Genomic DNA, 19,963 nt, shown 5'->3' with positions numbered 1-19,963 from the left:
AACTTCGCGATCTCGAGACCATCGCGAGCAGAGCTCGCTCCTACAGGGGGCGCGGTATCGTTGCCAATGCCGCGGTGTTTCTTGTTACGAACCGATGTAGCTGGTCTTCACGACCGTGTAGAACTCTTGCGCATAGCGACCTTGCTCACGTGATCCATAGGATGAACCTTTACGCCCACCGAACGGAACGTGGTAATCCACACCGGCGGTCGGCAGGTTGACCATCACCATCCCGGCCTGGGAGTGGCGTTTGAAGTGGTTGGCGTACTTCAGCGAGGTGGTGGCAATGCCCGCCGACAGCCCGAACTCGGTGTCGTTGGCCATGGCCAGCGCGGCTTCGTAATCGGCGACGCGGACGATGTTGGCCACCGGGCCGAAGATCTCTTCCTGGCTGATGCGCATCGAAGCTTCGCTGTCGGCAAACAGGGTTGGCGCGAGGAAGTAACCCTCGGTGTCGCACGTCACCAGACCACCGCCGCTGACCAGACGCGCACCTTCGGACTGGCCGATGTCGATGTACTTCATGTCCTGCTCGAGTTGCGCTTGCGAGACCACCGGACCGATATCGGTACCCGCCTTCAATGCATGGCCGACCTTGATCGACTTCATGCGCTCGGCCATGGCTTCGACGAACCGGTCGTGAATCCCGGCGGTGACGATAAAGCGGCTGGAAGCGGTGCAACGCTGGCCGGTGGAGTAGAACGCGCTCTGCACTGACAACTCGACCGCTTGCTTGAGGTCGGCGTCGTCGAGAATGATCTGCGGGTTCTTGCCGCCCATTTCCAACTGGACTTTGGCCTGGCGCGATACACAGCTGACAGCGATCTGACGACCCACGCCCACGGAGCCTGTGAAGCTGATGCCGTCGACTTTCGGGCTGTGGACCAGTGCATCGCCCACCACGCGACCGCTGCCCATCACCAGGTTGAACACACCGGCCGGGAAGCCTGCGCGGGAGATGATTTCGGCCAGGGCCCAGGCGCAACCTGGAACCAGGTCTGCGGGTTTCAGCACGACGCAGTTGCCGTAGGCCAGGGCCGGGGCGATTTTCCATGCCGGGATGGCGATCGGGAAGTTCCACGGGGTGATCAGACCGACCACTCCCAAGGCTTCGCGAGTGACTTCAACGTTGACGCCCGGACGCACCGACGGCAGGTAGTCGCCGGACAGGCGCAGGCACTCGCCGGCGAAGAACTTGAAGATATTGCCGGCGCGGGTCACTTCGCCGATGGCTTCAGGCAGGGTCTTGCCCTCTTCCCGGGCCAGCAAGGTGCCGAGCTCTTCGCGACGGGCGAGGATTTCAGTACCGACTTTGTCCAGGGAATCGTGACGCGCCTGAATGCCGGAAGTGGACCAGGCCGGGAACGCGGCACGGGCGGCGTCGATGGCGGCGTGGACCTGAGCCAGATCAGCCTTGGCGTAGTCGCCGATGGCGTCGCTCAGTTCGGACGGGTTGATGTTGGTCGAATAATCGCCACCGGCAACCCATTCGCCGTTGATGTAGTTATCGAAACGCTTTGCATCTGCCACTTTGAGATCTCCTCACGCAAAAGGCCGCTGATTGCTCAGCGGCCTTACTTAAACGGATGTGTTACTGCGCACCCTGCTTGTCGATCAGCGCGGCGAGCATTTCGTACTCTTCGCCGGTCAGATCGGTCAGCGGTGCACGCACAGGACCTGCGTCGTAGCCGGCAATTTTTGCCCCGGCCTTGACGATGCTTACGGCATAACCGGCTTTGCGGTTACGGATGTCCAGGTACGGCAGGAAGAAGTCGTCGATGATCTTGCCGACGGTGGCGTGATCTTCGCGAGCGATCGCGTGGTAGAAGTCCATCGCGGTTTTCGGAATGAAGTTGAACACCGCCGAGGAGTAGACCGGCACGCCCAGTGCCTTGTAGGCCGCGGCGTAGACTTCGGCGGTCGGCAAGCCACCCAGGTAGCTGAAGCGATCACCGAGGCGGCGACGGATCGACACCATCAACTCGATATCACCCAGGCCATCCTTGTAGCCGATCAGGTTCGGGCAGCGCTCGGCCAGACGTTCCAGCAGCGGCGCGGTCAGGCGGCAGACGTTACGGTTGTAGACCACCACGCCGATGTTGACCGACTTGCACACGGCTTCAACGTGGGCGGCAACGCCGTCCTGGCTGGCTTCGGTCAGGTAGTGCGGCAGCAGCAGCAGACCTTTGGCGCCCAGACGCTCGGCTTCCTGTGCGTATTCGATAGCCTGGCGGGTCGAACCGCCGACACCGGCCAGGATTGGCACGCTGGTGGCGCAAGTGTCGACCGCAGTCTTGATGATTTGCGAATATTCGCTGGCCGCCAGAGAGAAGAACTCACCGGTGCCGCCTGCGGCGAACAGAGCCGAGGCGCCGTATGGGGCCAGCCATTCCAGGCGCTTGATGTAACCCGCGCGATTGAAGTCGCCCTGAGCATTGAAATCGGTAACCGGGAAAGACAGCAGACCGGAAGAGAGGATGGACTTCAGTTCTTGTGGATTCATTATTCGAACACCCTGGATTGCGACGTTGTGTGAGAAAACCGTTCAGCCTGCGCTGAAGTTGTAGGTCATCGTACAACTTAAAATACAACCGTCAACTGCATTTCATCGCTGGGGGTGAAAATTGTTGGACAAGAATGTGTTTAGCCCTTGTTTGATTGAGTTTCCGTGGAGGAGAACAGGGAGGATCACACCTCGAAAAACAGGTGCTCAGGAGATACGTTGTCGGAAGATATAAGCGGGTGGGGGGGGATAAGTAAAAGAGAGGCTAACTGAAGGTTTTGTGGAACGGCTTGCGGCCCCTTCGCGAGCAAGCCCGCTCCCACATTCGAATTTCTGCGAACTCACTATTTGTGAACGACGCAGATCAATTGTGGGAGCGGGCTTGCTCGCGAAGGCAATCTGTCAGCCAATACAGGACTGGAATCAGAACACTCAGCCCCGCTGCGCCTCAGCCTCTTCATGGGCATGACGCAACCGCTCACGGCTGTTGGTCAGGTGCAAACGCATGGCGGCCCGCGCCGCATCGGAATCCTGACGGGCAATGGCGTCGTAGATTTCTTCGTGCTCACGGCTCAGGCGACTCATGTAGTGCTGCTGGTCGTCATGGGCCAGGCGCGCGGAGTTCAGCCGTGTGCGCGGAATGATGCTGGTACCCAGGTGGGTCATGATGTCGGTGAAGTAGCGGTTGCCGGTGGACAGCGCTATTTCGAGGTGGAAGGCGAAGTCCGAAGCCACGGCGTCACTGGCGTGAGCGGCACTTTCATTCAACGCATCGAGGGCGGCGCGCATGTTGGCCAGTTGTTCCGGACTGCGACGTTGCGCCGCCAGCCCGGCAGACTCCACTTCCAGACTGATGCGCAGTTCCAGGATCGCCAGCACATCTCGCAGGGTTACCACAGTCGCCGGGTCGATACGGAAACCGCTCGGGCTCGGCGTGTCGAGCACGAAGGTGCCGATACCGTGGCGGGTTTCCACTTGCCCTGCCGCCTGCAAACGGGAAATCGCCTCGCGCACCACCGTGCGGCTGACACCATGGGCATCCATGATGGCCGACTCGGTGGGCAACTTGTCGCCACGCTTGAGATGGCCGTCGCGGATCTGCTCCGACAGCACCGTCACCAGTTCCTGAGCGAGGCTGCGGCGCTTGCGTGGGAGGCGTGGTACGTCGTTCGGGTTTTCCATGGTGAACATCTGTCTCGAAAAAATCGGCGGCTGAAAGCGCATCATAGCGCAACGCGGTTGTACGATCACCTTACCCTGTAGGAGCGAGCCTGCTCGCGATGGAGGTTAACGATAACGCGTGCTTCCTGGATCAACGCGGCGTTTTCAAGTCCATCGCGAGCGAGCTCGCTCCTACAAGGAATCAGGGTGTTCAGGCAGTCACGGTCTGGTCCACCAGATGGCCATTCTCGATACGAATGTGCCGAGGGTGGAAGCGCTTCAGGCTGCTGCGATGACCGACACTGACGATGCTCAGCCCCGGCAACTCGTCGATCAGCGCCTGATAAAGCGTGGCCTCGTCTTCTTCGTCCATCGCCGAGGTGGCCTCATCCATGTACAGCCATTGCGGTGCATAAAGCAGCGCACGGGCGAAGGCCAGGCGCTGCTGCTCACCCGGCGACAACATGCGCTGCCAGTGGTTGGCTTCGTCGAGACGGGCAATCAGGTGCGGCAAGCGGCAGGTTTCCAGTACCTGCGCGTAGCGCTCGTTCGGATAAGTATCGCCGGGCTGTGGATAACTGAGGACATCACGCAGGGTGCCAATCGGCAAATACGGTTTTTGCGGCAGGAACAGGTAGCGCGCCGATGGCAGGCGAATACTGCCGTGGCCGGTCGGCCACAGATGCCCCATCGCCCGCAGCAGGGTCGATTTGCCGCTGCCGGAACGACCGCTGAGCATCACACGCTCGCCCTCCTTCACGGTCATGTCGGCATTGGTCAGCAGGTGACGACCTTCAGCCAGGTCGAGGCCGAGGTTGTGCACCTTCAGCACCGACCCCGAATTCTGGACGTCGATGGCCGGCGCACGTTCTTCGTTGTCACGCATGGCCTGGTGGAAGCTCAACAGACGATCGCAGGTGGCGCGCCAGGAAGCGAGGCTCTGGTAGGCACTGATAAACCAGCTGAAACTTTCCTGCACATTGCCGAACGCCGAGCTGATTTGCATCAGTTCGCCCAGTTCGATCTTGCCGGAAAGGTAACGCGGGGCGGCAACCATGAAGGGGAAGATGATCGCGGCCTGGCTGTAACCAGCGGTGAAGAACGTCAGGCGCTTGGACACCTTCATGATGTCCCAGAAGTTATGCCAGACCATCCCGAAGCGGCTGCTCAACCGGCGGTTTTCGTTCGGCTCTCCGTTGTACAACGCGATGCTTTCGGCGTTCTCGCGAATTCGCACCATGGAGAAACGCAGGTCAGCTTCGAAGCGTTGTTGCTGATTGTTCAGGCCGATCAGGCGACGACCGATCAAATGCGTCAACCAGCTGCCGACCACCGCGTAAACCAGCACGCACCAGAACATGTAGCCGGGAATGGTGATGCCGAAGACTTCAATACTGCCCGACACACCCCACAGGATGATCGAGAACGACACCAGGCTGACGATATTGCGCAGCAGCCCGATACCCAGCTCAAGGGTGTTGGAGGTGAAGTTGTTGAGGTCTTCGGAAATCCGCTGGTCCGGGTTATCGGTGTAACCGCCCTGCTCCAGCTGGTAGTAGTTTTTGTCACCCAGCCAGCGGGTGAAATGCTTTTCGGTGAGCCATGCCCGCCAGCGGATCGTCAGCATCTGCGTCAGGTACAGCCGATACACCGCGCCGACGATCGCCACCGCAGCAATCCCGCAGAAATACAGGATCAGCCGCCAGAATGCCTCCTCGTCCTTTTGTTGCAGCGCGTTGTAGAAATCCTTGTACCAGGTGTTGAACCACACCGAGATCCCTACGCTGATCAGCGACAGCGCAATCACGGCGATCAGCAGAGTCCAGGCTTTGACCTTCTCTTCACTGCGCCAGTAAGGCGTGATCATCGCCCACACTTTGCGAAAAAACTGCCCGCGCACAGCGTCGTTGACCGCGGAATACTCAGCGTTCTGATTCATGGATAAGGCTCAATAGAAAAAAGTACACACACGAACCGATCATAGATGATCGGTCCGGTTTTTCGCGAGATACGGCCCGCATTCGTTCAGCGCAGGTTCAGCGGCGAACGGGACGCTTCTGCAGTTTGCGCTGCAGGGTGCGGCGGTGCATGCCCAGGGCACGGGCGGTGGCGGAGATGTTGCCTTCGTGTTCGGTCAGCACGCGCTGGATGTGCTCCCACTGCAGGCGGTCCACGGACATCGGGTTTTCCGGCACCAGGCTGTCGAGGTCGGCGTGCTCGGACAGCAGCGCCGCCAGCACGTCGTCGGCGTCCGCCGGCTTGCACAGGTAGTTGCAGGCACCGCGCTTGATCGCCTCGACGGCAGTGGCGATGCTCGAGTAACCGGTGAGGATCACCACGCGCATTTCCGGGTCCATTTCCAGCAACTTGGGCAGCAGCACCAAGCCGGAATCGCCGTCCATCTTCAGGTCAAGGGCAGCGTAATCCGGCAGATCGGCCTTGGCCAGCTCCAGGCCTTCCTCGGCGGAACCGGCAGTGCTGACGCGAAAACCGCGGCGAGCCATGGCACGGGCCATGACGCGGGTGAATGTGGCGTCGTCATCGACCAGCAACAAATGCGGCAGTTCTTCGCCTTCGACTTGGATCTCTTCACTCATGTTCGTCTCCTCGGGCGACACGGGGCAGGCGCAGCTCGGTGAGCGTGCCACCTTCCTCATGACTGTAGAGTTTCACTGAGCCGCCGGCGCGTGTCACGCTGGCCTTGCTCAAAAACAGGCCCAGGCCGAAGCCTTTGCCCTTGGTGGTAAAAAACGGCTTGCCGATTTGCTCGGCAATGGCCAGCGGCACACCGGCGCCATGGTCACGAATGCTGATGGTGAGGTTTTCCCAATCCCAGTCCAGCGTCACTTGCAGCCCTTCGGGGCAGGCATCGGCAGCGTTGTTCAACAGATTCAGCAAAGCCTGGGTCAGGTCCGGCGGCGGCGCCATCCGGGGGACCGGGCCCTGGCCGAGGCGCTGGAAGCGATAACTGGCTTCCGGGCGCATCAGGTGCCAGCGATTGAGGGCTTCATCAAGCCAATCGGTGACGTCCTGCATCTCCACCGCCAACCGGCGATTGGCCTCGGCGGCGCGTACCAGATGCTGCAAAGTCTCTTTACACAGCTTGACCTGATCCTGCAGCACGCTCAGGTCGTCCTGCAACATCGGATCATGATGATCTTGGCGCATTTCCTTGAGTAGCACACTCATGGTCGCCAACGGCGTGCCCAGTTCATGGGCCGCACCGGCGGCCTGGGTGGCGACGGCCAGCAGTTGCTGATCGCGCAGGCCTTCTTCGCGGCGAATGGCGCGCAGCTCTTCCTGACGACGCAGCTCTTCGGCCATGCGCGCGGCGAAAAACGTGATCACCGCTGCAGCCAGGGCGAAGCTCAGCCACATTCCGTACACCTGCAGGTTTTCCCGGGCGATCGGGAAGGTTTGCAGCGGATAGAACTGCGCCAGCAACAGCGTGTACATCGTCAACGCGATACCCGACAGGATCACCGAGTAACGCCACGGCAAGGTCACGGCGGCAATGGTCAGCGGAACCAGGTAATAGGAGACGAAGGGGTTGGTCGAGCCACCGGAGAAATACAGCAATGCGCTGTGGATAAACAGATCGCAGGCCAGTTGCACGGCGTATTCGAGCTCGGTCACCGGCCACGAGGTACGCAGGCGAATGGCCGTGAACACGCACAGCAGCATTGAACATGCGAGCGTCGCCGCCAATTGAAACCAGGGCAGTGGCAGCAATTCGAGCCAGTAGGCCAGGCCAACGGAACCGGCCTGGGCGGCCAGCACCAACGTGCGGATGAACGTCAGCCGCCAGAGGTTCTGGCGAGTGGCGGAAGTGATTTGAACGGGGGCGAGCATGAGCTCTCCTGATGAGCGCTCCAGGCGGATCGCAGGGAGTATAACCAAGCGCGGGGGCTGACAGGCAAAAGTGCGGCAAACGGCCACAGTGCTACCCATAATTTTCGCGGGCGATGACAACTGCGGCGAGGGGGCTTGCCCCCGTTCGGCTGCGAAGCAGTCGCAAATAGGTCGATGCGGTCTAACTGTCATTACGCGGTGCAGGTTTTGGGACTGCTGCGCAGTCCAACGGGGGCAAGCCCCCTCGCCACAGGGCCACCTGAGTTCCATCTGTATAGAAGTTGTAACTGTGCGAACCGGAACTTAAAAGCTAGAGTCTGATGGTTTCACGCAGGTCCGGACCATACCCCTGCGCACCTTTCAAGGAGCCTTCATGCACACATTCCGCCGCAGCGCCGCCCTCCTCGCCCTGAGCGTTGGCACCGTCGCCAGCCTCCCGGCCCTGGCCGCCGACGAGCTTCATTACAACCAGATTTCCCTGCGCGCCGAAGTCAGTCAGGAAGTGGCCCGCGACCTGATGATCGTGACCCTCTACACCGAAGAACAGAACACCGACCCGGCCAAACTCGCCGCCGATGTCAGCACCACCATGAACAAGGCGCTGGCCAAGGCCAAGCAAGTCAAGGACATCACTCTGCGCCAGGGCAGCCGCAACAGCTACCCGATCTATGGCACCAAGGGCCAGAAAATCACCGGCTGGCGCGAGCGCGCCGAATTGCGCCTGGAAAGCCCGGACTTCGCTGCGCTGTCGAAGCTGACCGGCGAACTGCTCACCGACCTGAAAATGGGCGGCATGGACTTCGCTATCGCCACCCCGACCCGCAAGGCCAGCGAAGACGCCTTGCTCAAGGACGCCGTGACCGCCTTCAAGGCCCGCGCCCAACTGGCCACCGACGCCCTTGGCGGCAAGAGCTACAAAATCGTCAACCTGAACCTCAACAGCAACGGTTATCCACAGCCTTACATGCGCGCGCCGATGATGATGAAAGCCGCCGCCATGGACAGCGCACCGGTGACGCCGGATGTCGAGGCCGGCACCAGCCAGGTCAGCATGACCGCCGATGGCTCGATTGAAGTACTGATGCCTTGAATCGGTAGCCCGTAAACAAAAACGGCGATCATGAAAATGATCGCCGTTTTTTTTTGGCAGTTTTCAGGCATGAGCTATAACTGGATAGGTCCCCCCGAGAAAAGCCGTCGATTGGCCACTATCGGTACAACAATAACCACTCTTATTCACGCCATGCCCACCCCACAATCCGGGGTATGAATAAGTAACACCCCGCCCCACGCGGGAGCAACCCTAGTCAAGAGCGCACTGTAAAAGTGCGTCATTTGCACCGTAAAAACGCCGCGCAAACGGTCAAATGCGTCAGGAATTATACAAATGCGACATTAAGGTACGTTCGTGCCACTGTTTAAGGCTTGTAGTCACTCTGGATCTTGCATTGGGTATGGCCCCTGCATAAGTATCCGCAGGCACGACTCACGAGGTCGTCCTCTAATTCCAAAAATGACAACAAATCATGAGGCCACCATGCTTAAACACGCGGTCATTCCGTTCTTAGTTGGCGCAAGCTTGTTAGCCAGCGCACCGTTCGCCCAAGCAGCGACTAACCTGGTGTTCTGCTCCGAAGGGAGCCCGGCCGGTTTCGATCCAGGTCAATACACCACCGGAACCGACTTCGACGCCTCTGCAGAAACCATGTTCAACCGCCTCACCCAGTTCGAACGTGGCGGCACCGCCGTGGTTCCTGGGCTGGCGACCAAGTGGGACGTTTCCGATGACGGCCTGACCTACACCTTCCACCTGCGTGAAGGCGTCAAGTTCCACACTACCCCGTATTTCAAACCGACTCGTGAGTTCAACGCCGACGACGTGCTGTTCACCTTTAATCGCATGATTAACAAGGATGATCCGTTCCGCAAAGCGTACCCGACCGAATTCCCGTACTTCACCGACATGGGGATGGATACCAACATCACCAAGATCGATAAAGTCGACGACCACACGGTCAAGTTCACCCTCAAGGACGTTGATGCCGCGTTCATCCAGAACATGGCCATGAGCTTCGCCTCGATCCAGTCCGCCGAGTACGCTGCCCAGCTGCTCAAGGAAGGCAAGGCAGCCGACATCAACCAGAAACCGGTCGGCACCGGCCCGTTCGTGTTCAAGAGCTACCAGAAAGACTCCAACATCCGCTACACAGGGAACAAGGACTACTGGAAGCCTGACGACGTCAAGATCGACAACCTGATCTTCGCCATCACCACCGACCCGTCGGTACGCATCCAGAAGCTGAAGAAGAACGAGTGCCAGGTCACCCTGTTCCCTCGTCCGGCCGACCTGAAGGCGCTCAAGGAAGACAAGTCCTTGAAGATGCCTGAGCAGGCCGGGTTCAACCTGGGCTACATCGCCTACAACGTGATGGACAAGATCAAGGGCGACGACAAGCCAAACCCGATGTCGCAGTTGAAAGTGCGCCAGGCCATGGACATGGCCGTCAACAAGCAGCAGATCATCGACTCCGTGTACCAGGGCGCCGGCCAACTGGCGGTCAACGCCATGCCGCCGACCCAGTGGTCCTATGACACCACCATCAAGGACGCCAAGTACGATCCAGAGAAAGCCAAGGAGCTGCTCAAGGAAGCCGGCGTCAAGGAAGGTACCGAGATCGTCCTGTGGGCGATGCCGGTTCAGCGTCCGTACAACCCGAACGCCAAGCTGATGGCAGAAATGCTGCAGTCCGACTGGGCCAAGATCGGCCTCAAGGTCAAGATCCAGAGCTACGAGTGGGGCGAGTACATCAAGCGCTCCAAGGGCGGCGAGAACGGCGCGATGCTGATTGGCTGGAGCGGCGACAACGGTGACCCGGACAACTGGCTGAACGTGCTGTTCGGCTGCGACTCGCTGGAAGGCAACAACTTCTCCAAATGGTGCGACAAGAAGTTTGACGACATCGTCAAGCAAGCCAAGCGCACTTCGGACCAAGGCAAACGCACCGAACTGTACAAACAGGCGCAACACGTCCTCAAGGATGCTGTGCCTATGACACCTATCGCTCACTCGACGGTGTTCCAACCCATGCGCGCCAACGTGCAGGACTTCAAGATCAGCCCATTTGGCTTGAACTCCTTCTACGGCGTCAGCGTCAGCAAATAAGGTTTTGCAACGGCGACGTTCCTGACGTCGCCGTTGCTTTATCTTCCGAGAAAGCAGGAATTCGCCTACATCCTAATCCGCAGCTGACTACAGCATCGGGCGAGGACGCGTTGCCATTTCCTACGAGTCTTTAGGACTCTACGCATTTACTGCCGGACCCGTGGCTCATACCGTCGGGATCTGACCAGTGCACGCGTGGGTCATCGGTTAATGCTGCGCGCATGGCTTGAAATCAGTGATGCCTCTACGTCCGCGGACGGGACGGCGACTCATTGAAAACATTTTGAGAGTAAAGGGAGCGTTATGCGCCATACCTTGGTTTTATCCGCATTGCTGGGCACCGGCCTGTTGGCCGCCACTTCCATCAGCCAGGCCGCCAACAACAGCCTGGTGTTCTGCTCCGAAGGCAGCCCCGCCGGTTTCGACACGGCGCAGTACACCACTGCGACCGACAACGACGCCGCCGAGCCGCTGTACAACCGGTTGGCTGAGTTCGAAAAAGGCGCGACCAACGTCGTACCGGGCCTGGCCACGAGCTGGGATATTTCCGAGGACGGCCTCAAATACACGTTTCACCTGCGCGAAGGGGTGAAGTTTCATACCACCAAATACTTCACGCCGACCCGAGACTTCAATGCCGATGACGTGCTGTTCACGTTCAATCGCATGCTCGACCCGCAGCAACCTTTCCGTAAGGCTTATCCGACAGAGTTTCCGTACTTCAACGGCATGAGCCTGAACAAGAACATCGCCAAGGTCGAAAAGACCGGGCCACTGACCGTGGTCTTTACGCTCAACAGCGTGGACGCCGCGTTCATCCAGAACATCGCCATGAGCTTCGCCGCCATCCTTTCGGCCGAATACGCCGACAAGCTGCTGGCCGAAGGCAAGCCGAGCGACATCAACCAGAAGCCGATCGGCACCGGGCCGTTCGTGTTCAAGAGCTACCAGAAAGACTCGAACATCCGTTACACCGGCAACAAGCATTACTGGGCCCCTGACCGGGTCAAGCTCGATAACCTGATTTTCGCCATCAACACCGACGCCTCGGTGCGCGTGCAGAAACTCAAGGCCGGCGAGTGCCAGATCACCCTGCACCCGCGCCCTGCCGATGTGCCCGCACTGAAGAACGACACGGCCCTGCAACTGATCGAGAAGCCCGGTTTCAACCTCGGTTACATCGCCTACAACGTGCGCCACAAACCATTCGACCAGCTTGAAGTACGCCAGGCGCTGGACATGGCGGTGAACAAGCAAGGCATTCTCAATGCCGTCTACCAGGGCGCGGGGCAACTGGCGGTCAACGCCATGCCGCCGACCCAATGGTCCTACGACGAGACTATCAAGGACGCCGCCTACAACCCGGAAAAAGCCAAGGAGCTGCTCAAGGCTGCCGGCGTCAAGGAAGGCACCGAAATCACCCTCTGGGCCATGCCGGTCCAGCGTCCGTACAACCCCAACGCCAAGTTGATGGCCGAGATGCTCCAGGCTGACTGGGCGAAGATCGGCCTCAAGGTCAAGATTGTCAGTTATGAGTGGGGCGAGTACATCAAGCGCACCAAGAATGGCGAACACGACATCAGCCTGATCGGCTGGACCGGCGACAACGGTGACCCGGACAACTGGCTGGGCACGCTCTACAGCTGTGACGCCATTGGCGGCAACAACTACTCGATGTGGTGTGACCCGGCTTACGACAAGCTGATCAAGCAGGCCAAGGTCGTCACCGACCGCGACCAGCGCACCCTGCTCTACAAACAGGCGCAGCAATTGCTCAAGCAGCAAGTGCCGATGACGCCAGTCGCACACTCGACGGTCAACCAGCCGCTGAGCGCCAAAATCGAAGGGTTCAAGGTGAGCCCGTTCGGTCGCAATGTTTTCTCGGGTGTCAGCATAGAAAAATAACCGATTAGCCAGAAATGCCGGGGGGCGGATGTTCCGCCCTCACGCAGACGCTTTGCCGTCTTTTGCCAATTTGGCTGGCGGCAAACGTTTGCGATGCCGTGAATGAGTTCTAAACCAATAGCCGGATCACAAAAAAAGACCGGCATAAAAAAAAGAAAGTAAGGAGCTTTACCCATGAAACTGAGCAGCACCGCGTTATTGGCCATGGCCATCAGCAGCGTAACCGCCACGGCTTACGCAGAAACCCAAAGCCAGGCTTTCACCCCGGTTACCGTGAACGAGAAAAGCGCTCAAAGCGAAGCCACCGGTTTTATCGAAGGCCAGTCGATCACAGGCACCACGCGCAACTGGTACGCCAACGAACAACTGCAACGCGGCGCCAAGTTCGCCTACAAGAAAGACGGCGTTTCGACCCCGACCGATCGCCGGATCAACTGGGTCCAGGGCACCATCCTCAAGTACAACTCCGGCTTCACCGAAGGCACCGTAGGCTTCAGCACTGAGGTGGCGGCGTACAACGCCATCGCACTGGACCAGGACCGCAAAGACCTGGCGTCCAACAACGGTGGCGCACCGGGCACTCGTCCAGGCGCGGGCAACAACCGTACCCTGACCAAAGAGGGCGGCGACGCTCAAGGCCAGTGGAGCAAACTGGGCCTGGCCAACGTCAAGGCTCGTGTCTCCAACAGCACCCTGACCGCCGGCCGCATGAACTTCAGCAGCCCGATGGTCGACGTGATCGGTAACCGTGCACTGCCTTCGAGCTTCCAGGGCGTGGCCCTCCACAGCGAAGAGCTGAACAACCTGGCCTTCGACCTGGCCACCTTCGACCGCAACTCACCGCGTACCGAAGAAAGCCAGCGCAAATTCCGCACCGAATACGCAAACGGCATCGTCGAAACCGACCACGTCTACACCGGCGGTATCACCTACAACCCGTTCGCCAGCCTGACCACCAGTCTCTGGGCGACCCAGGCTGAAGATATCTGGAACCAGTACTACTTCGGCGCCTCTCACGTACTGGGCGACAGCCAGGTACTGAGCCTGACCACCGGCCTGAACTACTACAAAACCAAGGAAACCGGTAAAGCCCTGATCGGCGACATCGACAACGACACCTACTCGCTGTCGTTCGGCCTGACCCACCAGGCCCACACCCTGACCTTCTCGTACCAGGAAGTGAACGGTAACGAGTACTTCGACTACCTGCACGAAACCAACGGCATCTACCTGGCCAACTCTCTGTTGTCGGACTTCAACGGCCCGAACGAAAAATCGTTCCAGGTTGCCTACGGTCTGAACATGGCCGAATACGGCGTGCCGGGCCTGAAGTTCAACATCTACCAGGCTCGCGGCTGGGGTATCGACGGCACCCACTACACCGGCAACGGCGGCGTGGCAGGCAAGGGTTACGACGGCATCCAGTCCCAGGATGGCGAACACCATTATGAATATGGCATCGGCGCGACCTACGCCGTGCAGAGCGGCCCGCTCAAGGCCACCACGATTCGCGGCACCTACACCGCTCACCGTGCCAGCGAAAACCAGGCTGACGGCAGCATCAACGAGTTCCGCCTCGTGACCACGGTTCCGTTCAACATCCTGTAATGCCCGTGCCGAACGGCTGATTCAGTGACGAATCGGCCGTTCGGCTTTTGTCCTTCAACTGATTGCAGAGGGTTCTTGATGAAAATGCTTCCCCTACGTGCGGCCATCGCGGCTGCCTTGCTGAGTGTCGCGGTGGGTGTATCGGCCAAGCCGCTGGTGGTCTGCACCGAAAACAGCCCCGAAGGCTTCGACATGGTCCAGTACACGACTGCAGTCACAGCCGATGCGGTGGCCGAAACCATCTTCAATCGCCTGGCGGACTTCAAGCCCGGCACCACCGACGTGATTCCGGCACTGGCAGAGTCCTGGGACATCAGCGAAGACGGCCTGAGCTACACGTTCCATCTGCGTAAAGGCGTCAAGTTCCACACCACCGAATACTTCAAGCCGACCCGCGACATGAATGCCGACGACGTGGTCTGGAGCTTCCAGCGCCAGCTGGACCCGAATCATCCGTGGCACAAACTGTCGAGCGTGGGCTTCCCGTACTTTGAAAGCATGGGCTTCAAGGAACTGCTCAAGAGCGTCGAGAAAGTCGACGACAACACGGTCAAGTTCACCCTGACCCGCCGTGAAGCGCCGTTCCTGGCCGACATCGCCATGGCCTTCTCGTCGATCTACTCCGCCGAGTACGCCGACCAGCTGCTCAAGACCAACAAGACCGGCGACCTGAACAACAAGCCAGTCGGCACCGGCCCGTTCGTCTTCCAGCGCTACAACAAGGACGCCCAGGTTCGTTTCAAGGCCAACCCGGATTATTTCCGTGGCAAGCCACCGGCTGATGCGCTGATCCTGGCCATCGCCACCGACAACAACGTGCGCCTGCAGAAGCTCAAGGCCAACGAGTGCCAGGTCGCGCTGTATCCAAAACCGGATGACATCCCGAGCATCAAGAAAGACTCGAACCTGAAGGTCGATGAAATGAATGCGATGACCGTCGCCTACATCGCCATCAATACCACCCACAAGTACTTGAGCGATGTGCGCGTGCGCAAAGCCATCGACATCGCTTTCGACAAGGAAGCCGCGGTCAACGCGCTGTTCGGCAAGGGCAATGCCACCGTGGCGGTCAACCCGTTCCCGGATACCCTGCTGGGCTACAACCACACGCTGAAGAATCCTGCCCGCGACCTGGACAAGGCACGCGCCCTGCTCAAGGAAGCCGGCGTACCGGAAGGCACCACCTTCACCCTGTTCACCCGCAACGGAGGCGGCGCGACCAACCCGAACCCGATGCTCGGTGCGCAGATGATGCAGGCCGACCTGGCCAAGGTCGGGATCAAGATCGACATCCGCGTGATGGAATGGGGCGAGATGCTCAAGCGCGCGAAAAACGGCGAGCACGACATGGTTTCCGCCGGATGGGCGGGCGATAACGGCGACCCGGATAACTTCCTGACGCCTATGCTCAGTTGTGAAGCTGCGCAGAACGGCGAAAACTATGCACGCTGGTGCAATGACAGGTTCCAGGCACTCATCGACCAGGCCCGCGCAAAAGTCGACCCGGCTGAGCGTGCAGCGCTTTACGAACAGGCTCAGGTGATTTTCAACCAGGATCAACCATGGATCAGCCTCGCACACACTAGAATGTTCACCGCAACGCGCAACAACGTAGAGGGCTATCACATTAGCCCCCTCACCACGAATAACTTCGCCACCACCCAGGTGAAGTAATAAGAAAACTCCCGGCATTCCTGACCCAGGCATGCCGGGCACGCCTAACCGGCTGATGAGGTACAACACACGATGTTTAGTTTTATTGCCCGCCGACTGGGGTTACTGATCCCCACGTTCTTCGGCATCACCTTGCTGACTTTCGCGTTGATTCGCATGATCCCGGGCGACCCCGTAGAAGTCATGATGGGAGAACGTAGGGTCGACCCCGAAATGCACGCTCAGGCAATGGAACGCCTAGGTCTGAACAAACCCCTGTATGCCCAGTACCTGGATTACATCGGCAAGCTGGCCCACGGCGATCTCGGGGAATCCCTGCGTACCCGTGAAAGCGTGTGGAGCGAATTCACCTCCCTGTTCCCCGCGACCCTGGAACTGTCCATGGCCGCCCTGTTGTTCGCCGGCATCCTGGGCCTTCTGGCCGGGGTGATCGCGGCACTCAAGCGAGGATCCCTGTTCGACCATGGAGTGATGGGTGTCTCCCTGGCGGGATATTCGATGCCGATCTTCTGGTGGGGCCTGATCCTGATCATGTTCTTCTCGGTAAGTCTGGGCTGGACCCCGGTATCCGGGCGGATCGACCTGCTGTATGACATCGAGCCACGCACCGGCTTCATGCTGATCGATACGCTGCTGGCCGACGAGCCGGATGCCTTCTTCGACGCCCTGCACCACCTGATCCTGCCGGCCATTGTGCTCGGCACCATTCCGCTGGCAGTGATCGCGCGGATGACCCGTTCGTCGATGCTCGAAGTGCTGCGTGAAGACTACATCCGCACCGCCAAGGCCAAAGGCCTGTCGCCGGCACGCGTGGTGTTCGTACACGGCCTGCGCAACGCGCTGATCCCGGTACTCACCGTGGTCGGCCTGCAAGTCGGCACCCTGCTGGCCGGTGCGGTCCTGACCGAAACCATCTTCTCGTGGCCCGGCATCGGCAAATGGCTGATCGAAGCCATTGGCGCCCGAGATTATCCCGTTGTGCAAAACGGCATCCTGTTAATCGCCTGCCTGGTGATTGTGGTCAACTTCGTAGTGGACATCCTCTACGGCTTTGCCAACCCACGCATCCGTCATCAGCGCTGAGATCATGACCATGACCACTCCAATTCCATCGGTAGCAGTCGATCAAAGCCTGCTGTACCCGTCTCCGTACAAAGAATTCTGGCAAGCGTTTTCCAAGAACAAAGGTGCCGTCGCCGGCCTGATGTTCATGCTGCTGGTGATTTTCTGCGCCATCTTCGCCCCGTGGGTTGCCCCTCACGACCCGAGCGAGCAATACCGTGATTTCCTGCTGACCCCGCCGGCCTGGCTGGAGGGTGGACAGATGCAGTTCCTGCTCGGCACCGACGAACTGGGTCGCGACCTGCTGTCGCGCCTGATCCAGGGCTCGCGCCTGTCCTTGCTGATCGGTTTGTCGTCGGTGGTGATGTCGCTGATCCCGGGGATCCTGCTGGGTCTGTTCGCCGGGTTCTTCCCGCGCATACTTGGCCCGAGCATCATGCGTCTGATGGACATCATGCTGGCCCTGCCGTCCCTGCTGCTGGCCGTGGCGATCGTCGCCATCCTCGGCCCTGGCCTGATCAATACCGTGATCGCCATCGCCGTGGTGTCCCTGCCGTCCTACGTTCGTCTGACCCGCGCTGCGGTGATGGGCGAACTGAACCGCGACTACGTGACCGCCGCGCGCCTGGCCGGTGCCGGTCTGCCGCGCCTGATGTTCGTCACCGTGCTGCCTAATTGCATGGCGCCGCTGATCGTTCAGGCCACCCTGAGCTTCTCCTCGGCGATCCTCGATGCCGCCGCACTGGGCTTCCTCGGCCTTGGCGTACAACCGCCAACCCCTGAGTGGGGCACCATGCTGGCTTCGGCCCGCGACTACATCGAACGCGCCTGGTGGGTAGTGAGCCTGCCCGGTCTGACCATTTTGCTCAGCGTGCTGGCAATCAACCTGATGGGCGACGGCCTGCGCGATGCGCTGGACCCGAAACTCAAGAACGCCGCCTGAGGAGATTCCCATGTCACTGCTAGAAATCAAGAATCTCAACGTTCGCTTCGGCGACAAAAACGCCACGCCAGTCGTCGATGGTCTCGACCTGCAAGTGGACAAGGGCGAAGTGCTGGCCATCGTTGGCGAGTCCGGTTCCGGCAAGTCCGTGACCATGATGGCGCTGATGGGCCTGATCGAGCATCCGGGGATCGTCACCGCTGACGCCCTGAATTTCGACGGCAAGAACATGCTCAAGCTCAACAATCGCCAGCGTCGCCAGATCGTGGGTAAAGACCTGTCCATGGTCTTCCAGGATCCGATGACTGCCCTGAACCCGAGCTACACCGTCGGTTTCCAGATTGAAGAAGTGCTGCGCCTGCACCTGAAAATGTCCGGCAAGGCTGCCCGCAAGCGCGCCATCGAACTGCTGGAAAAAGTTGAAATCCCGGGTGCCGCCAGCCGTATGGACGCCTACCCGCATCAACTGTCCGGGGGCATGAGCCAGCGTGTCGCGATTGCCATGGCGATTGCCGGCGAACCGAAACTGCTGATCGCCGACGAACCGACCACGGCGCTGGACGTAACCATCCAGGCGCAAATCATGGACCTGCTGCTGGCGTTGCAGAAAGAGCAGAACATGGGCCTGGTGCTGATCACCCACGACCTCGCCGTCGTGGCCGAAACCGCCCAGCGCGTGTGCGTGATGTACGCCGGCCAGGCGGTCGAAGTCGGCCAGGTGCCGCAACTGTTCGACATTCCGGCACACCCGTACAGCGAAGCGTTGCTCAAGGCAATTCCGGAACACAGCCTGGGTGCCTCACGCCTGTCGACCCTGCCGGGCATCGTTCCCGGTCGCTACGACCGCCCGCAAGGTTGCCTGCTGTCGCCACGCTGCCCGTACGTGAAAGACAACTGCCGTCAACAACGTCCGGCCCTTGACCAGAAAAGCAACAGCCTCGCTCGCTGCTTCTACCCGCTGAACCAGGAGGTGGCGTAATGGCCGTCGTTCTTACCGCCCGCGACCTGACCCGTCACTACGAGGTGTCCCGAGGCCTGTTCAAGGGGCACGCCACCGTGCGCGCCCTCAACGGCGTATCGTTCGAACTGGAAGCCGGCAAGACCCTCGCTGTCGTGGGTGAGTCGGGCTGCGGCAAATCCACCCTGGCCCGTGCCCTGACCCTGATCGAAGAGCCGTCCTCCGGCTCCTTGAAAATTGCCGGGCAGGAAGTCGCCGGTGCCGACAAGGCCCAGCGCAAGCAACTGCGCAAAGACGTGCAGATGGTATTCCAGAGCCCGTACGCCTCGTTGAACCCTCGGCAGAAAGTCGGTGATCAGCTTGCAGAGCCGTTATTGATCAACACCAACCTGAGCGCCGCGGAACGTCGCGAGAAAGTCCAGGCGATGATGAAACAGGTGGGCTTGCGTCCCGAGCACTATCAGCGTTATCCGCACATGTTCTCCGGTGGTCAGCGCCAGCGGATCGCCCTGGCCCGCGCGATGATGCTGCAACCGAAAGTGCTGGTGGCGGACGAACCAACCTCGGCACTGGACGTGTCGATTCAGGCACAGGTACTCAACCTGTTCATGGATTTGCAGCAAGAGTTCAACACCGCCTATGTGTTCATCTCCCACAACCTGGCAGTGGTACGCCACGTTGCCGACCATGTGATGGTGATGTACCTCGGTCGCCCGGTGGAAATGGGCACGAAAGAGGACATTTACTCCCGACCTCTGCACCCTTACACCCAGGCGCTGTTGTCGGCGACGCCGGCCATCCACCCGGATCCGGACAAGCCGAAAATCAAGATCGTAGGTGAATTGCCCAACCCGCTGAACCCGCCGTCCGGCTGCGCCTTCCACAAGCGCTGCCCGTACGCCACCGAGCGTTGCAGCACTGAAGAGCCGGCCCTGCGCCTGATCGCCGGCCGCCAGGTGGCTTGCCACTACGCCGAGCAATTCCTCGACGGCGCGGCATGAAAATGTGGGAGCGGGCTTGCTCGCGAAGGCGTCATTCCAGTCAACCTCAATGTCGACTGACAGATCGCTTTCGCGAGCAAGCCCGCTCCCACAGGGATTGAGTAGCTCAAGTAATTACGCGTTAACCAAACCC

At 59.9% G+C, this 19,963-nt stretch carries 15 protein-coding genes; 9 read left to right on the top strand and 6 right to left on the bottom strand.

What is annotated here, in order from left to right; genetic code table 11:
* Positions 1 to 84: 84 nt before the first annotated feature.
* The 6 genes from PspS34_RS03865 to PspS34_RS03840 form a co-directional block, all read right to left on the bottom strand.
* The gene (locus tag PspS34_RS03865) at positions 85 to 1,530 is read right to left on the bottom strand and encodes an aldehyde dehydrogenase family protein (protein WP_154861578.1); all 1,446 of its coding nucleotides are present in this window, start codon (positions 1,528 to 1,530) and stop codon (positions 85 to 87) included.
* Between the two features lie 61 nt (positions 1,531 to 1,591).
* Positions 1,592 to 2,503, bottom strand: a complete 912-nt coding sequence (gene kdgD, locus PspS34_RS03860; RefSeq protein WP_057716441.1) for a 5-dehydro-4-deoxyglucarate dehydratase — start codon at positions 2,501 to 2,503, stop codon at positions 1,592 to 1,594.
* A 432-nt stretch (positions 2,504 to 2,935) separates the two neighbouring features.
* The gene (locus tag PspS34_RS03855) at positions 2,936 to 3,685 is read right to left on the bottom strand and encodes a FadR/GntR family transcriptional regulator (protein WP_178081865.1); all 750 of its coding nucleotides are present in this window, start codon (positions 3,683 to 3,685) and stop codon (positions 2,936 to 2,938) included.
* A gap of 190 nt (positions 3,686 to 3,875) precedes the next feature.
* Complete coding sequence (locus PspS34_RS03850) at positions 3,876 to 5,603, bottom strand: ABC transporter ATP-binding protein/permease (protein ID WP_150812820.1); 1,728 nt, start codon at positions 5,601 to 5,603, stop codon at positions 3,876 to 3,878.
* Between the two features lie 97 nt (positions 5,604 to 5,700).
* Entirely contained in the window at positions 5,701 to 6,261 is a 561-nt protein-coding gene (locus PspS34_RS03845; RefSeq protein WP_007973041.1) for a response regulator transcription factor, read from the bottom strand.
* Entirely contained in the window at positions 6,254 to 7,516 is a 1,263-nt protein-coding gene (locus PspS34_RS03840) for an ATP-binding protein (RefSeq protein ID WP_057716443.1), read from the bottom strand. The genes PspS34_RS03845 and PspS34_RS03840 overlap by 8 nt, the downstream gene beginning before the upstream one ends.
* Positions 7,517 to 7,889: 373 nt before the next feature.
* On the opposite strand from PspS34_RS03840, the gene PspS34_RS03835 reads away from it, so the two are divergent.
* From PspS34_RS03835 to PspS34_RS03795, 9 genes are all read left to right on the top strand, one after another.
* Positions 7,890 to 8,606, top strand: coding sequence for an SIMPL domain-containing protein (locus tag PspS34_RS03835; protein ID WP_159389522.1), 717 nt, complete (start codon positions 7,890 to 7,892; stop codon positions 8,604 to 8,606).
* A 447-nt stretch (positions 8,607 to 9,053) separates the two neighbouring features.
* Complete coding sequence (locus PspS34_RS03830) at positions 9,054 to 10,679, top strand: ABC transporter substrate-binding protein (RefSeq protein WP_057716445.1); 1,626 nt, start codon at positions 9,054 to 9,056, stop codon at positions 10,677 to 10,679.
* A 303-nt stretch (positions 10,680 to 10,982) separates the two neighbouring features.
* Positions 10,983 to 12,584 (top strand): ABC transporter substrate-binding protein, encoded by a 1,602-nt coding sequence (locus PspS34_RS03825; protein WP_057716446.1) that lies wholly within the window; start codon positions 10,983 to 10,985, stop codon positions 12,582 to 12,584.
* 174 nt (positions 12,585 to 12,758) lie between these two features.
* Positions 12,759 to 14,192: an OprD family porin gene (locus PspS34_RS03820; RefSeq protein ID WP_057716447.1), complete on the top strand. Its 1,434-nt coding sequence runs from the start codon at positions 12,759 to 12,761 to the stop codon at positions 14,190 to 14,192.
* Between the two features lie 78 nt (positions 14,193 to 14,270).
* The gene (locus tag PspS34_RS03815; RefSeq protein ID WP_102669063.1) at positions 14,271 to 15,866 is read left to right on the top strand and encodes an ABC transporter substrate-binding protein; all 1,596 of its coding nucleotides are present in this window, start codon (positions 14,271 to 14,273) and stop codon (positions 15,864 to 15,866) included.
* A gap of 72 nt (positions 15,867 to 15,938) precedes the next feature.
* Complete coding sequence (locus tag PspS34_RS03810) at positions 15,939 to 16,949, top strand: ABC transporter permease subunit (protein WP_008051717.1); 1,011 nt, start codon at positions 15,939 to 15,941, stop codon at positions 16,947 to 16,949.
* A gap of 10 nt (positions 16,950 to 16,959) precedes the next feature.
* Positions 16,960 to 17,871, top strand: coding sequence for an ABC transporter permease subunit (locus PspS34_RS03805; protein ID WP_057716449.1), 912 nt, complete (start codon positions 16,960 to 16,962; stop codon positions 17,869 to 17,871).
* Positions 17,872 to 17,881: 10 nt separating this feature from the next.
* Positions 17,882 to 18,850 (top strand): oligopeptide/dipeptide ABC transporter ATP-binding protein, encoded by a 969-nt coding sequence (locus tag PspS34_RS03800; RefSeq protein ID WP_057716450.1) that lies wholly within the window; start codon positions 17,882 to 17,884, stop codon positions 18,848 to 18,850.
* The gene (locus tag PspS34_RS03795; RefSeq protein WP_057716451.1) at positions 18,850 to 19,830 is read left to right on the top strand and encodes a peptide ABC transporter ATP-binding protein; all 981 of its coding nucleotides are present in this window, start codon (positions 18,850 to 18,852) and stop codon (positions 19,828 to 19,830) included. Before PspS34_RS03800 ends, PspS34_RS03795 begins: the two co-directional genes overlap by 1 nt.
* Positions 19,831 to 19,963 lie beyond the last annotated feature (133 nt).

It is taken from the genome of Pseudomonas sp. S34, from assembly GCF_009866745.1.
GTDB lineage: Bacteria > Pseudomonadota > Gammaproteobacteria > Pseudomonadales > Pseudomonadaceae > Aquipseudomonas > Aquipseudomonas jessenii.
Note: the sequence above shows the minus strand (reverse complement) of the source record. Positions and strands in the feature narration are given on the sequence as shown.